The organism is Streptomyces sp. A18, from assembly GCF_059026065.1.
The window spans coordinates 1-12,580 of sequence record NZ_JBWLKL010000080.1 but is presented as its reverse complement, the minus strand read 5'-3'; the positions used below and the strand labels follow the sequence as shown (position 1 = coordinate 12,580).

17 protein-coding genes and 2 pseudogenes are annotated in these 12,580 nt (G+C 68.2%); 6 read left to right on the top strand and 13 right to left on the bottom strand.

The window, feature by feature from the left end; translation table 11 throughout:
• The 6 genes and pseudogenes from AC5P1C_RS42850 to AC5P1C_RS42825 all read right to left on the bottom strand — a co-directional run.
• Positions 1 to 98: pseudogene (locus AC5P1C_RS42850) on the bottom strand (dihydrofolate reductase family protein); the annotation flags it as partial.
• Between the two features lie 220 nt (positions 99 to 318).
• On the bottom strand, positions 319 to 486 hold the full coding sequence (locus tag AC5P1C_RS42845; protein WP_493871437.1) for an MMPL family transporter: 168 nt from the start codon (positions 484 to 486) through the stop codon (positions 319 to 321).
• The gene (locus AC5P1C_RS42840; RefSeq protein WP_493871436.1) at positions 431 to 823 is read right to left on the bottom strand and encodes an MMPL family transporter; all 393 of its coding nucleotides are present in this window, start codon (positions 821 to 823) and stop codon (positions 431 to 433) included. The genes AC5P1C_RS42845 and AC5P1C_RS42840 overlap by 56 nt, the downstream gene beginning before the upstream one ends.
• 214 nt (positions 824 to 1,037) lie before the next feature.
• Positions 1,038 to 1,673 carry a transposase gene (locus AC5P1C_RS42835; protein WP_493871435.1) on the bottom strand — a complete coding sequence of 212 codons (636 nt, stop codon included), beginning with the start codon at positions 1,671 to 1,673 and terminating at the stop codon, positions 1,038 to 1,040.
• A gap of 221 nt (positions 1,674 to 1,894) precedes the next feature.
• Complete coding sequence (locus tag AC5P1C_RS42830; RefSeq protein ID WP_493871434.1) at positions 1,895 to 2,068, bottom strand: hypothetical protein; 174 nt, start codon at positions 2,066 to 2,068, stop codon at positions 1,895 to 1,897.
• Between the two features lie 145 nt (positions 2,069 to 2,213).
• A complete protein-coding gene (locus AC5P1C_RS42825; RefSeq protein ID WP_493871433.1) occupies positions 2,214 to 3,302 on the bottom strand; it encodes a saccharopine dehydrogenase NADP-binding domain-containing protein in 1,089 nt (362 codons plus the stop codon).
• An 89-nt stretch (positions 3,303 to 3,391) separates the two neighbouring features.
• On the opposite strand from AC5P1C_RS42825, the gene AC5P1C_RS42820 reads away from it, so the two are divergent.
• The gene (locus AC5P1C_RS42820) at positions 3,392 to 3,958 is read left to right on the top strand and encodes a TetR/AcrR family transcriptional regulator (RefSeq protein WP_493871432.1); all 567 of its coding nucleotides are present in this window, start codon (positions 3,392 to 3,394) and stop codon (positions 3,956 to 3,958) included.
• A 94-nt stretch (positions 3,959 to 4,052) separates the two neighbouring features.
• Here AC5P1C_RS42820 and AC5P1C_RS42815 read toward each other — a convergent pair whose 3' ends face one another.
• Positions 4,053 to 4,478: a transposase gene (locus tag AC5P1C_RS42815; protein ID WP_493871431.1), complete on the bottom strand. Its 426-nt coding sequence runs from the start codon at positions 4,476 to 4,478 to the stop codon at positions 4,053 to 4,055.
• A 255-nt stretch (positions 4,479 to 4,733) separates the two neighbouring features.
• On the opposite strand from AC5P1C_RS42815, the gene AC5P1C_RS42810 reads away from it, so the two are divergent.
• A complete protein-coding gene (locus AC5P1C_RS42810; RefSeq protein ID WP_493871430.1) occupies positions 4,734 to 5,624 on the top strand; it encodes a site-specific integrase in 891 nt (296 codons plus the stop codon).
• 30 nt (positions 5,625 to 5,654) lie between these two features.
• Here the strand turns inward: AC5P1C_RS42810 and AC5P1C_RS42805 are convergent, their stop codons facing one another.
• From AC5P1C_RS42805 to AC5P1C_RS42795, 3 genes are all read right to left on the bottom strand, one after another.
• Positions 5,655 to 6,026 (bottom strand): VOC family protein, encoded by a 372-nt coding sequence (locus AC5P1C_RS42805; RefSeq protein WP_493871429.1) that lies wholly within the window; start codon positions 6,024 to 6,026, stop codon positions 5,655 to 5,657.
• Between the two features lie 96 nt (positions 6,027 to 6,122).
• Positions 6,123 to 6,437, bottom strand: coding sequence for a helix-turn-helix domain-containing protein (locus AC5P1C_RS42800; RefSeq protein WP_493871428.1), 315 nt, complete (start codon positions 6,435 to 6,437; stop codon positions 6,123 to 6,125).
• Between the two features lie 78 nt (positions 6,438 to 6,515).
• Positions 6,516 to 6,683 (bottom strand): hypothetical protein, encoded by a 168-nt coding sequence (locus tag AC5P1C_RS42795; RefSeq protein ID WP_493871427.1) that lies wholly within the window; start codon positions 6,681 to 6,683, stop codon positions 6,516 to 6,518.
• Positions 6,684 to 6,796: 113 nt separating this feature from the next.
• Here AC5P1C_RS42795 and AC5P1C_RS42790 point away from each other — a divergent pair, with 113 nt between their 5' ends.
• Positions 6,797 to 7,096: a hypothetical protein gene (locus AC5P1C_RS42790; RefSeq protein ID WP_493871426.1), complete on the top strand. Its 300-nt coding sequence runs from the start codon at positions 6,797 to 6,799 to the stop codon at positions 7,094 to 7,096.
• Positions 7,097 to 7,350: 254 nt separating this feature from the next.
• Here the strand turns inward: AC5P1C_RS42790 and AC5P1C_RS42785 are convergent, their stop codons facing one another.
• A complete protein-coding gene (locus AC5P1C_RS42785; RefSeq protein ID WP_493871425.1) occupies positions 7,351 to 8,574 on the bottom strand; it encodes an FAD-dependent monooxygenase in 1,224 nt (407 codons plus the stop codon).
• Positions 8,575 to 8,645: 71 nt separating this feature from the next.
• Here AC5P1C_RS42785 and AC5P1C_RS42780 point away from each other — a divergent pair, with 71 nt between their 5' ends.
• A complete protein-coding gene (locus AC5P1C_RS42780) occupies positions 8,646 to 9,539 on the top strand; it encodes a LysR substrate-binding domain-containing protein (protein ID WP_493871424.1) in 894 nt (297 codons plus the stop codon).
• A gap of 206 nt (positions 9,540 to 9,745) precedes the next feature.
• On the opposite strand, the gene AC5P1C_RS42775 is transcribed toward AC5P1C_RS42780, so the two are convergent.
• The gene (locus tag AC5P1C_RS42775; protein WP_493871423.1) at positions 9,746 to 10,066 is read right to left on the bottom strand and encodes a GNAT family N-acetyltransferase; all 321 of its coding nucleotides are present in this window, start codon (positions 10,064 to 10,066) and stop codon (positions 9,746 to 9,748) included.
• A gap of 376 nt (positions 10,067 to 10,442) precedes the next feature.
• Here AC5P1C_RS42775 and AC5P1C_RS42770 point away from each other — a divergent pair, with 376 nt between their 5' ends.
• Entirely contained in the window at positions 10,443 to 10,844 is a 402-nt protein-coding gene (locus AC5P1C_RS42770) for a hypothetical protein (protein ID WP_493871422.1), read from the top strand.
• A gap of 70 nt (positions 10,845 to 10,914) precedes the next feature.
• Positions 10,915 to 11,781: a GNAT family N-acetyltransferase gene (locus AC5P1C_RS42765; protein WP_493871421.1), complete on the top strand. Its 867-nt coding sequence runs from the start codon at positions 10,915 to 10,917 to the stop codon at positions 11,779 to 11,781.
• A 158-nt stretch (positions 11,782 to 11,939) separates the two neighbouring features.
• On the opposite strand, the pseudogene AC5P1C_RS42760 reads toward AC5P1C_RS42765, so the two are convergent.
• A pseudogene (locus tag AC5P1C_RS42760) lies at positions 11,940 to 12,029 on the bottom strand (MerR family transcriptional regulator); the annotation flags it as partial.
• Positions 12,030 to 12,580 lie beyond the last annotated feature (551 nt).

The following is a 12,580-nucleotide window of genomic DNA, read 5'->3' as shown; positions in this document are numbered from 1 at the left end:
TCAACATGGCCGAACGGCCTCTCCAGGCTCTGATCCTCACCGGCCCCGATCCCGTCACTGGAGACATTGAAGTTCTGAACTCTCAGTAGCTGAGCCACGTGCTCCTCCTGCGCTGTCGAGCATGCTGGTGAGACTTGCCCGGCCGGGAAAACTCATTGCTGCATCCGTGACCGGTTCTCGGTGGTCGCTTTCTCGTCTTCCGTGGAACAGCCCCAGCCTCCACCGCCGCTCACCGCTGATCAATACGCAGTTCGAGCAGCAACGTGAACCCACAGCTACACGAACCGGCCCGGCGCCGTGGCGCGGTCGCCGGACGGATCAACAACGTCTCGGCCGCCTCCACAGCGGCACGAACGCCATCAGGGGCGAGCGGTAGATCGCCAGCAGGATGATCAGGACAAGCACGATGGTGGCCAGCAACAGGGCCTTGTCACCGCCGCTGAAGACCTTCACAGTATCGGTGGCGATCTCGGCGGGACCGGTCACCGCGACCTCGGCGGGCCCGGCACGGTCGCGAGGGCACGCACCTCGTCAACCGCGTTCTGGTAGGACTCCTCCGAGGGGCCCCCTTCATGGGCACGATGACCAACTGAGCACTACGGTCCTGCGAGACCAACTCGGCTGCGGCATCGGGAGCGTTCACCGTGGAGACCACGCCCGCGACATGGTCGGGCGGGCCGGTTCCGGAAAGAGCCGAGGTGATGCCGGCGACCGCCTGCGTGGCCCTCGCTCCGGCGTCGGTGCCCTTGCCGCTGACCACGATGATCGCCGGCGTCGCGTCCTGGCCCGGAAGCTGGGCGCGGACGAGATCACGAGCCTTCATGGAGTCCGAGGCGGCGGGCGGCAGGTTGGCGGACGCGTTGTCCTCGACGGATTCCGGGGCCGGGGCGACCCCGGCGAGGAGGCCCGCGATCAGGACCTAGAAGGCCACCACCACGGCGGCACACTTTTCGATCCGAGGAGAATTCAGAGCACAGGGGAGTTCTTCGGTTGCATCGGGCAGCCTTCGGTAGGGGCGTATCTCCTGGCCGGGCCATCTAGCCAACCACAGTGATCATGTTCGAGCGTTCGCCGCATACGAGCGACAAACACGCCCATTCGCCGAGTTGGACCAGGCGCTTGCCAGCGAAGGGAAACGCGTAATCGCGCCAACCACCCGAACCCAGCTCTGGTTTGGAATTCGCCGTGTAAGCACCGAGTTTCCGCTTCTGATCGCACCCGTAGCCGGGAAACCGATGGCGTCTCATGGATGACATCGTTGGCGAATTCGAGGGTTTTCTATGCCGGAGGAAGACGCACGAGTGAGATGCCCGGGTGTGTGGCCGGCGTTGGCACCGGTGGAAGAACCAGCGGGAATCGGCTGCGAGTTGGGCCTGGTCGCAGGCCCGGCTGTGCATCGGCCGGCTCCGTTTGAGGTCGGCGTCGACCAGTTCGTCGGGGTTCAGCTCCGGCGAGTACGACGGCAGGAAGTGCAGCTCGATCCGGTCCGGATGGTCGGCGAGCCAGGTGCGGACCTTGCGGGAGCCGGGCGCGGAGTGGCCGTCCACGACGAGGTGGACCTTGCCGTCGAAGTGGCCTGCGAGCCTGTTGAAGAAGCGGCACATCACGTCGGCGTCAAAGGTCTCGGTGAACACAATGAAGTGCATCCGGCCCTTCGTGCTGATCGCGGACATCGCGTCACCAAGAACCGGTTGCCCAGGCGGCGCACGATGGGGGTGCACCCCTTGGCGCCCCAGGTGCGGCCGGTGACCTGGTCGGAGCGGATGCCGACCTGGTTGGCGAAGAGCGCCACGCCGCCCTCGGCCTTCACCTTCGCACGGATCGCCGGCCAGGTCTCTTCCCGCCAGACGCCCCCACGCCGGTACGCGTCCACAGCTTTCCGGCCGGCCCCAGGTCACAGGGCCGGTGATCCAGCACGGCCCGCCCGGACCGCATGCCACTCGACCGCGTCGAGAACCAGATGTTCTCCGACCCGGCGCCCACGCGGCTGGGCCATGAGCGCCTCGCGTCCGCCGACCAGCCACTTCGCCCACCAGTTGCCCGCGGCCTTGAGCGAGCCCTGGAACACCGCCGCGACATCCTCGTGAGTCCGGCCTCCACGAATGCGGCCCCGCCCGCAGCCGTAGGGCCTCCTGTGCCAACGGCGACAGCTGCCGTGCGTCCCGTACCCCTCGGGGTACATGGGTGGCGTTGCGGAGTCGTCTCGATGCTGTTCAGTGGCGAGGGAGGCCGACGTCCACGAAGTCAGCTCCGGCCGCGATGGCGAGGTCCGGTCCGAGAGCGGCGGACGGGGCGTGCGCGCCGGTCCTTCCCTTGCCCGCGGCGAGCTGGAGGGCGGTCTGCGCGGCCACGGCGGCGGTGAAATCCATGGCGTCGCCGGCCCGCAGCCAGCCTTCGCGGACGGTGCCGTCGGACCAAGTGATGACGGCGTGACCCCAGGTGTGGGGGCGAGGGCGGGGGGCGGCTTTACCCTTCATCCCGGACATCCGGTGGATGGCGAAGGTCCGCACGGCCCGGATGCGCAGGATCGCCGACAGCAGGGGCAGGGCGGCTCGAACGGCGAGCGAGGCGGGGATGAGACCGGAGGTCGCTGACACCGAGGGGGCTTTGCTCACCCGGTGCGCGGCGATGAGTTCACCGGAGGGGACACCGACCGATGACATGTGCTCTCCGTCGGGCAGGGTCAGTTGATGGGCCTCCCCGCCGAGACGGGTCCTGACCAACTGGCCGCCTTCGTAGCGGCGTCCCCCCGTCGCGAAGAGGTCCACGATGCCGGTGGCGAGAGCGGCGCCGAGCAGTCCTTCCTCGACGGCGGCCGAGGCGACGGCGTCCACGCGAACCCGGCTCGGCACGGGGCGGTTCTCGCACAGGCGAGCCACGACCGCCTCGGTGCCGACGACCCCGAACCCCGCGCCGGTCACCAGGGTGCTTCCGGCGGCGACGGCCTCGTCGTGCAGGGCGAACAGGCGGTGGAAGGAGGTCGGATCGTTGGCCTGGTCGACGTAGTGGCCGCCCGGCATGCAGGCGCGTGCGAGCGGGACGGCGCTCTCGGCATAGTTCCCGATGGTGTTGACGACCACGGCGGGCCGCTGCCGGGTGATCTCGGCCGCCATGGCGTCCGCCCCGGACGCGACGACGATCTCCGAGTCGGCGTCGAGCCCGAGGTCGGCGGCGGCTTTACGCAGCCGGTCGGCGTCGCGTCCGACCAGCACGGGGACGGTCCCGGCCGCCACGAGCTGTGCCGCGACAGCCCGGCCGACCCGGCCGGTGGCCCCGAGAATCCAGATCTCGTCCTGCTTCATGCGTCTTTACTCCCTGCGATGTCTCACTGTGACATCACTAGACTAGCAGCGATGTCACAGTGAGACATCTCCATGGGTAAGATGCCGGTATGGCACGTTGGGACGCTGGAGCTCCGGAACGCCTGCGCCAGGCGGCACTGGACCTGTTCGGGGAGCACGGCTATGACGCCGTGACGGTGACGCAGATCGCAGAGCGGGCGGGCCTGACCCGCCGGACCTTCCACCGGTACTTCTCGGACAAGCGGGAGATTCTCTTCGCCGGCTCCGAGAGACTTCCACGCGCCGTGACCGAGGCCGTCCTCGCCGCAGATCCCCAGCTTCCACCGCTGCGGGCGGCGCTGTCGGCCCTGCGCGACGTCGGTTCGGAGGTCAGCGCGACGGTCACCGATTCCGGGCGGCGCAGAGCAATCATCCAGTCCAGTGCGGAACTTCTGGAACGCGAGCGCAGCAAGTCGGCCGAGGTCACCGCCGCGCTGCAGAGCGCCCTGGAACGGCGCGGAACCGGACCTGCCGAGGCACACCTCGCCGCACGCGTGGCCTCGATCGTCTCCGAGGAGGCATTCGGACGCTGGACCCGCGGCGAGGACCTCTTCCCCGAGTGTTTCGACGCCGCCGAGGCCGCGCTCCACGCGGTGCTCGCCGCCGGGGACACCTGAACCTCCAGAAGCGGGCCCTCGGTGTCGGTCAGAATCCGGCGCTCGCGTCCGTCACGTGATTTACCCCGTCGTATCCGCGGCTGTCTTCTATCGATCACAAACCCATGGGGTGCTCGTCCAGCACGTAGCGGACGCGTGGGCCGCCGAAGCAGCCGCGGACAACGTGCGGCTGACGCCGGCGTCTGCGGAAGAACCGGCGGGTCTCGGCAACGAGTTCGGCCTGGTCGCGGGCTCGGTGCTGCCGGGGCAGGCTGTGCTTGAGGTCGGCGTTGACCAGCTCGTCGGGGTTCAGCTCGGGCGAGTACTGCGCCAGGAAGTGCAGCTCGACGTCGTCAGGGTGAGTGGCGAGCCACTCGCAGACCTTCTTGGACCGGTGAGCGGAGTGCCCGTCGACCACGAGATGGACCTTGTGGTCGAAGTGGCTGGCGAGCCGGTCCAGGAAGCGACACATCACCTCGGCGGTGTAGCTCTCGGTGAAGACCATGAAGTGCATCCGGCCCTTGGTGCTAATCGCCGACATCTCGTCACCAATATCCGGTTCCCGCTCCAACTGGAGTTCACGCGGGTTCCTGCGTGGTCTCGACGCGGGGAACAGTGCAAGTGAGGAGGTGAGGGGCTTCTCCTTGTGCCTCACTCGTACGTGTCAAGTTCTTCAAGTTGCTGGCAGATTCTGAGAGTTCGGCCAGGAACTTGCGTGGCTATGCGGGATTCAGGAAGTCGCCGCCTCACATTGCTCACCGGGCAGCCGGAGGACGGTGACGCACCCAGCTCCGGCGTGGCAGAGGACAGTGGTCTGGCCGATGTCCAGGTGCTCCAGCGACGGGCCGCCGCCCAGACTCACGCCGTCGATGAACAGGGCTTCTACCTGGAAACTGTGTCGGAGTATCTGTGGGCCCGGGACGTTGCGGGGTTCGCTCCCACGACCCTGGAGAAGCTGGTCCGCCCGGTGATGGAGCTGTGCTCCTTCTACGACCTGGTGCCGTGGCGGCTCACGCCGCGGCACGTGGACCGGTTCTATGCCGGTCAGGGCCGCCGGGCCCGCTCGACAGTGCGGAGCAAGCTGACCAAGGTCGACAGCTACTTCGCATTCCTGGAACAGCGGTATGCCGGAGAGATCGCCCGGAGGTTCAGCGCGACGGTCGAGTCGCCGGTCGACACGTTCAACAGGCCGGTTCACCGCGGGGACTACGGGTTGCGGATTCCCCCGTCGCAGCGGGCGCTGACGGAGTGCTTCACGCAGTGGCGGGCCTCGCTTCTGGCGGCACGCAAGTACCAGGTGGCCGTACGCGACTACGCGATGGCCCAGCTCGCTTACGTCTCCGGGGTCCGCGCGAGCGAGTTGTGCGCTGTCCGTCTCGGGGACATCCATTGGGAGCTGGGGCAGCTACCTCTCGACCGTCCATGCGGACCCGGAGCTGGCCAGCCTGCAGTCCGCACGCCGGGCAGTCCGCCGGCTGAGCATGGAGGCATGAACGATGAAATGGAATCTGCGGATGGTTGCCGCACAGCGCGACATCTGGAGGCCGACACAGCTGCAGAGCGTCTTCGAGAGACCGCAGACCCGATCCGGCTGATGCTCTTGTTCGGCATCACCTCGCACACCGTAATCCACTACGTCCGAGCCGCCCACCCCGAGTACTTCACGATCGATCGCACCCAGGCTTAGACCTAGGCTGTCGGGCCACTCGGAGCGAGATCAGCCTTTGGCCACCAGACAGAACGGATGCCCAGCTGGATCGGTCAGGACCCGCCAGCGATCTTCATTGGGCTGGTGCTCCAGCTTGCTTGCACCCAGATCCAGGAGCCATGCCTCGGCCTCATCCAGGTCGTCGACGTCGAAGTCGAAGTGGAACTGCTGAGGAACGGTTTGGTCGGGCCAGCAGGGAGCCCGGTAGTCGTCGACCCGCTGGAAACCGATGAAGAGTCCGTCGTCGCGGTTGAGACCGGCAAAGTCGGCGTCGGACTTCGGATGCGGTTCGAGGCCGGTGGCCTGTTGATAGAACGCCGCCAGCGCTAGGGGGTCTGGGCAGTCGAGTGTTATCGCGGACAACTTCATCTGCGGTGGCATGGCAGCTCCGAACCAATCGGTGACTTTCGCGATGTCACACACTAAAGGGCCAGGGCAGACCGGCTGAACTCACGCGTCACCGCCAGAGGGATACCCCTACCACCAGCGGGTTCGCCGGGTTGGTGCCGTGAGAATCCGCGAACCCGCTGGTTTCGCCGCACCACTGGCGTCTTGCCCTTCGCACCCCAGGTACGGCCGGTGACCTGGTCGGCGAAGAGGATCTCGCCACCCCCTCGCCTTCGCACGGATCACCGGCCATCCCTCATCGTGCCAGCGCACCACTGCCTCCGGGGCCCGCCCGACGGTCCGCCTGTCCGGACGCTGGAAGGACAACCCCCACCGACTAAGGTGCTTACCCACCCCTGGCTCGGTCAGCCGTACCCGGTACAGCTTTGCGATCAGCTCACCCACCAGCCGCCGCGTCCACAACTGCCCGGAAAGCCCCACGTCACAGGGCCTGTGATCGAGGACCGCCTGCCGCAACGCGGCCTACTCGACTTCCCTGAGCAGCTGGTGCACACCGACCGGCTTGCCCCGCGGTTGCATGACCAGTACCTCCCGGCCGCCGGCCTGCCACTTAGCAGGCACGTTGAGGTGGACGGGGTCGTTGGAGGGGTGGCTGTCGAGGAGGTTGGCGATGCCGGCGCGGGCAACCATGATGCGGCGTGGCGGTGGCGTGAGGCGAGCACGCACAGGCGGCCGGCTTCCAGGTGGAAGGCGGAGGCGTCGCGGCGTCCGGACAGTGGGTGCAGGACGATGGTGACGGCGTATTGGCTCCCCTGCAGGCGGTTGGCTGTGTCGGCGCGGACTCCGTGGGTGTGGGGGGTGCCGGTGAGGAGTTGCTGGACGTAGCGAGCCTGTTCGGGGTGTGCGGCGCCGATGGCGATGTCGGTGTGCTGGAGGCGGCGGCCTCGGGGGGTCTCGGAGACGGATTCGGCTCCGCGCGCCAGGAGACGGGATACCAGGGCGACGGTGGCGTGGGCGGCCTCGGCGTCGACGCGGGCGGTGTGCCTGGGCGGGAGTTCGTGCAGGGCCCAGCCGGTTCGGGGTCGTCGAGGGCGGCGTCGTAGGGGTCGTGCAGGCCTGAGGTGGTGTAGCCGAGTGCGCGCTGGTCGGGGGCGGTGCCGGGGTGGAAGGAAGTGAAGGGGTAGAAGGCCCGGGAGACGAGGCCGGCTGCCGAGGGGCGGGGGGAGGCGCCAGGAGACGGGCAGGGTGTGGGTTCAGAGACGGGCACTGACAGTGAAGATGGTCGTCTTCAGCGCGCTGGTCTGGGCCGACTGGGTCGGGTGTCGACGTGCAGGAGGAGAGGCGAGAAGTCCCGGCGTCACGCCCCTGCGTTGACCGTCGCCACGTCCCCGCTCGTCGTCCGCCGGTACCTGTCCGTGATCGCCGCGACCGAATCCCTGCCCTTCGCTCCGCGCATACGCCGGTCCATCTCCCGATTCGCGCGCTGCACGTCCCCCGTAGGCCCGACCCGCGCCTTCTCGTAGCGGGCGAGCGCGGCGGCCATACTGCCCCCGGCCGCCAGTTCTGTCGCGAGTGTCCGGGCGTCCACGATCGCCTGGGAGGCACCGTTGGCACCCGTCGGATACATGGGGTGTGCGGCGTCGCCGAGCAGCGTCGCACGCCCCCGGCCCCAACGGGGCAGCGGATCCCGATCCACCATGGGGTACTCGAAGATGGCCGGGCTACTGGTGACAAGGCCGTGGATGTCCACGCCGAGCGCGGCGAAGTCCCAGCCCTCGAAGTGGCGCAGTACGTCCTCGGCGCTTCCCTCGCGATTCCAGCCCACGTTCTCGATCAGCGGCCCCGGCGCTGCCTCAAACGCCAGGCTCACCCAGTTGACCAGTGGGCGCCGCGCCGAGATCGGGTATACGACCAGTTGGTGGTCCCGCTCGTCGTTCGCGATGATCGCGGACCGGCCCGTCAGAAACGGTGCGGCCTCCGTGACGCCCCGCCACATCCGCGCCCCCGACCAGCGCATCGGACCCTCTTGCGCGTGCAGAGCTGCGCGCACCGTCGACCGGGCCCCGTCCGCGCCGACCAGCGCCTGGACCGCGATCACCGCGGGCAGCCCGGTCGCCCGGTCGGTGACCCTGACCCGTACCGTGTCCTGCTCGTCGGTGAAGGACTCGAGACGCGTTCCTGTGTGGACCGCGTCCGGGCCGAGCCGCTCCCGTACCGCGTCGAGCAGCAGGAGCTGCAACTCGCCGCGGTGGATGGCGTATTGCGGCCATTGGTACCCGGCCGCCATGCCGACGTCCTCGGAGAACCGGCGCTCGCCGCGTTCGTCGGCGTAGACCTGCTCGGCAGTGGCGACGCCGGTCGCGGCGAGCGCGTCCCCGAGGCCGAGTCGGGTCAAATCACGCACCGCGTGCGGCTGGAGGCTGATGCCCACTCCGAGGGAGGTGATCTGCCGGACCCGCTCGATGACGGTCACCCTGATGCCTTCTGCATGCAGGGCGAGGGCGGCGGTCAGTCCGCCGATTCCGGACCCGGCGATCAGTACGCCGGTCTCTTCAGCACTGCTGAGTTCGTTGATTCCCATGGATTCACTGTCGATCAGCAAGCGATCAGAAGTCCAAGTAGTTCTTCTTCGCCCAACTATGATTGTTGGTTATGGAGTTGCGACAGCTCGAATATCTGGTGGCGGTGGTCGAGGAGGCCAGCTTCACCAGGGCTGCGGCCCGCCTGCATGTCACCCAGCCTGGTGTGAGTTCCCAGATACGCCAGTTGGAGCGCGAGCTGGGCCAGCGGCTCCTTGACCGCTCGGGCCGGACGGTCCGCCCCACCGAGGTGGGTGCCACCGTGCTGGAGTACGCGCGGTCCGCCCTCGCCTCCGTGGCGGGCGCCCGGCTCGCGGTGGACGAGTACGCCGGGCTGCTGCGCGGCCATGTCGCGGTCGGCACGGTCACCCTGGCGTCCACGCTCGATCTCCCCGGGCTCCTCGCCTCCTTCCACCGCCGCCACCCGGCCGTGGAGATCAGCCTCCGGGAGTCCAGCTCGGATGAGCTGGCCGAGGCCCTGGCCGCAGGCAGGCTTGACGCGGCCGTGCTCGCCCCGGCGCACACATCCCCGCCCGGCGTCGAGCTCCAAGCCATCGCCGACGAACCGCTGGTGGCCGCCGTGAGCCGGGACGACCCGCTCGCCGTGGCCGGGCGAGAGCGGCTCGCGCTCGAGGAGCTGGCTGACCGCGCGCTGATCACCTTCACCCACTCCACCGGCACCCGGGGAGACATCGACGCCGCCTGCGTCGCCGCCGGGTTCCGACCGCGCATCGCCTTCGAAGCGAGCGACCCCGGGGTGCTGGCGCGGCTCGCGGCGCACGGCATGGGCGTGGCGATCCTGCCTGCGCCGATCGCCCGCGACCATCCGGAAGAGCTGCACGTACTGTCCACCGACCCCGCCATACGCGGTCGGCTCGCCCTGGCGTGGCGGTCGGCGGGTACCGAGAGCCCAGCGGCGACGGCCTTCCTGGCTCATGCCCGTGCCACCTTGAGGACTCCCGTATGAGTACCGCTTGGCGACTGTCCTGACGAAGGGTCACCACCTAGCGGATTCATCGCCACGGCGCCCCTCCTACCGGAGCGCCACCCAAGCCGCACTACATATCACCAAGATCACTTAGCTCCACATCAGGCACCGTTCTTCCTGACGAGGCCAGAGTGATGATCTTGGTGCTCGCTGCGCAGCCCGATCAAACGCCCCAGCGGAGCACGTCAGATCCTCGTACTACGGGCGATGCGGTACAGCACCTTCGGACGCAGTGGCCCTTCGGGCTCGGTGGGGTCGTCGAAGTCGTCGGCCGGGTACCGGGTCATGCCGATCCTGCGCATCACGGCCTGCGAACGCAGGTTGGCGGCTGTTGTGACAGCGAGGACCTCAGGAAGCTCAAGAGTGTCGAAGCCGTGGGCCAGAACTGTCAGAGCAGCCTCGGTGGCGTAACCCTGGCCCCAAGCCGAGCGGGCGAGCCGCCAGCCCATCTCCACTCCTGTGAACGGCATGTAGTCGCCCGCCACTACTGCAACTGTTTCACTCATACCACCGGTGAACAGTCGCGAGGTACCCCATTCGTTCGGTCCGACGAGACTGCCTGCGTGAGGTCTCGGGACGTGTTTGACGGATCGTCATCACGTGACGCTTGACGTACTGGTGTGCGTCTCAGGAGATGCTTGACCGCCTCCGGCTGCCCTGTGTCGCCGAGGCGAAACCGCAGATGTCGCAGGAGGCAGTGGGATGTAGCACGACGGGCGCAACGGGCTTGGTAACACGTCGGGTACCTCCGAGGTGCGGCTAGGGCCTGTCCGGCGGATCTTGCCGGGGTCGCGGGGTCCGGCACGCGCGTCTGCGCGGCGTACAAGGGGACGTCGACCGGATCCGGTCTGATCCTCCGGACAGGCCATAGGATGACCCTTCATGGGCTGCCTCACCGATGACCTGCCGTTGCTGGAGTTGCTGTGCGCTGCCGACGAAGTGCGGGTCCCTGGCGAACTCGAGTCGTCGGGCCCTCACGAGAACGCTCCCGACGCGGTAGTGGACACATACGTAGTCAACGGCGGCCGACTGCTTCTCACTCTTTGGCGCGGCCGGCTGCATGAGGTGATCTACCAGACCCCGGCGGAGTCCGGAGAGGACGCATCGCGGCGCAATGACCGACTGTTCGCACACTACGGACAGGGCGACAGCTGGACCGAGATTCTCGACAACGGTTTCGGCAAGACCTATCGCCGTGCCGATCAGCAGCAGTACGCATTGTGGAGCTACGCGATGGACATCGCGACCTTCGGCACGATGGACTTCCATCAGGTCCAATGGTAGGTCCTGTCGATCTGACGGGCTGAGTAAAACCGGGTGCGGCCGGTCGCCGCGAGGGTGTGAGATGCGGGACATGACGATTGTTCTGGACGAGCCCGGCGTCGACGGGCTGGCCGGGGCCGTGGTTGCCCTCCGCGTATGGCAGGACGACCGCACACCGCTGCAACTCCATCCGGGAGACCTCGGCTGGGCCTGGGCGCTGGGCGCGGAGAGGCTGGCCGCGGCCGTCCGCACCTGGAGCGTGGACGGACGGATCATTGCCGTCGGATACCTGGACGCCCCTGATGTACTGCGCCTGACGACCGCGCCGGACCTGCGAGAAGACGGCAATCTGGCGCGCCAACTGCTGGCGGACCTCAATGATCCGGAGCGCGGGGTCCTGCCATCCGGGAAGGTCGGCCTCGAAGTCCCCAACGGCGCCCTGCTCCGCGAGGTCCTCTTGGAGGCGGGCTGGAATCTGGACGAGCCGTGGACGCCGCTGCGCCACGACCTCGCCGAGCCGGTGAAGGACTCCGGCCTGCGGATCGAGGTAGCCGGTCCGGAGACGGCGGGGGTGCGGACCGCAGTGCATCGCTCGGCGTTCGGCAGCCCGGGGTTCACCGAGGAGATCTGGCACGTCCTCTCGGCCGGGCCGGTCTACGCCGACGCCCGCTGCCTGGTTGGCTACGACGACCAGGACAACGCGGTGGCCGCGGCGACGGTCTGGTCGGCCGGGCCCGGTAAGCCCGGCCTGTTGGAGCCGGTGGGCGTGCACGCCGACCATCGCGGTCGCGGCTACGGGACGGCGATCAGCGTCGCCGCTGCGGCGGCGCTGCGTGAACTGGGTGCATCAAGCGCACTCGTCAGCACCCCGAGCTCGAACGCTGCCGCCGTGGCCGCCTACAGGGCTGCTGGATACGCGCCGTCGGCCGAACGGCTGGACGTCAGTCGAGCCGCCTGAAATCGTCATCAAGCACATTCACCTTTGCGGCCTTTGTGCGAACGTGATTCCGTGGCGGAAGGCACGCACATCCAGGGGCTGTCAGGCCGCCCTCAAGAAGTCCCTGGTGAGTGACACCGTCCGGGACGCCGTTCAACTCCCGAGGCAAGAAGACAAGCTCAGGCTGGGGCTGTCGGGTCAGCCGATTCGGCGGCGCGGTGGTCCTCGGCGTTGATGCGCTGGGCCTCTTGGAGTTGGTCTTCGAGGATGTCGTCGTCGAGACAGCCGAAGGAATCGTCTGCTGTCACTGTGCCTCTCTGTGGAACACGCTCGAGGGGCCGGGCTTTCGCACCCCAGAGCCCCGCACCGCAGGCGGCGACACGTCTCGCACGAGGTGTCCGGGCACAGCTGCGGGCCCTCTCCTTCTACGCGCCATCCCAGAAGGCTGCGTCCCCGCGCCCCAACCCAACCGCGGGGCGCGCAAACCGCGCCGCTGACCTCAGCTTCGTTCGCGAGGCAGGCCGGTGGGCTGAGAGTGAAGTCAGCAACCACTGCACCGGGGTACTGCCCAGGCGTCACCTCCTGGCCGACCGTCGCTCGCGCCCTGGACGATCTGGGGCTCACTCGGTTGGCGGCGGCAGCCGAATCCGGACGTTGTCACGGCTGCGCAACAGCACCGCACGCCTCACGGTTACCCCCGGATCTCCGGCTAGCGTTCCCGTCGCCAGCGCTGGAGACCCGACGGCCGTCCAACGGCCGCGGGACATCGGAAGGGAACCTCATGAGGCTCAAGCAACTCGGCCGGATCGGTACGGCTGGT

Excerpts from the sequence above, each read along its gene's own strand:
- AC5P1C_RS42820 (WP_493871432.1), top strand. The coding sequence starts at position 3,392 with ATGGCACGTTGGGACGCTGGAGCTCCGGAACGCCTGCGCCAGGCGGCA.
- AC5P1C_RS42780 (WP_493871424.1), top strand. The coding sequence starts at position 8,646 with ATGGAGTTGCGACAGCTCGAATATCTGGTGGCGGTGGTCGAGGAGGCC.
- AC5P1C_RS42785 (WP_493871425.1), bottom strand. The coding sequence starts at position 8,574 with ATGGGAATCAACGAACTCAGCAGTGCTGAAGAGACCGGCGTACTGATC.
- AC5P1C_RS42815 (WP_493871431.1), bottom strand. The coding sequence starts at position 4,478 with ATGTCGGCGATTAGCACCAAGGGCCGGATGCACTTCATGGTCTTCACC.
- AC5P1C_RS42795 (WP_493871427.1), bottom strand. The coding sequence starts at position 6,683 with ATGGTTGCCCGCGCCGGCATCGCCAACCTCCTCGACAGCCACCCCTCC.
- AC5P1C_RS42775 (WP_493871423.1), bottom strand. The coding sequence starts at position 10,066 with ATGAGTGAAACAGTTGCAGTAGTGGCGGGCGACTACATGCCGTTCACA.
- AC5P1C_RS42840 (WP_493871436.1), bottom strand. The coding sequence starts at position 823 with ATGAAGGCTCGTGATCTCGTCCGCGCCCAGCTTCCGGGCCAGGACGCG.
- AC5P1C_RS42765 (WP_493871421.1), top strand. The coding sequence starts at position 10,915 with ATGACGATTGTTCTGGACGAGCCCGGCGTCGACGGGCTGGCCGGGGCC.
- AC5P1C_RS42805 (WP_493871429.1), bottom strand. The coding sequence starts at position 6,026 with ATGCCACCGCAGATGAAGTTGTCCGCGATAACACTCGACTGCCCAGAC.
- AC5P1C_RS42825 (WP_493871433.1), bottom strand. The coding sequence starts at position 3,302 with ATGAAGCAGGACGAGATCTGGATTCTCGGGGCCACCGGCCGGGTCGGC.
- AC5P1C_RS42770 (WP_493871422.1), top strand. The coding sequence starts at position 10,443 with ATGGGCTGCCTCACCGATGACCTGCCGTTGCTGGAGTTGCTGTGCGCT.
- AC5P1C_RS42835 (WP_493871435.1), bottom strand. The coding sequence starts at position 1,673 with ATGTCCGCGATCAGCACGAAGGGCCGGATGCACTTCATTGTGTTCACC.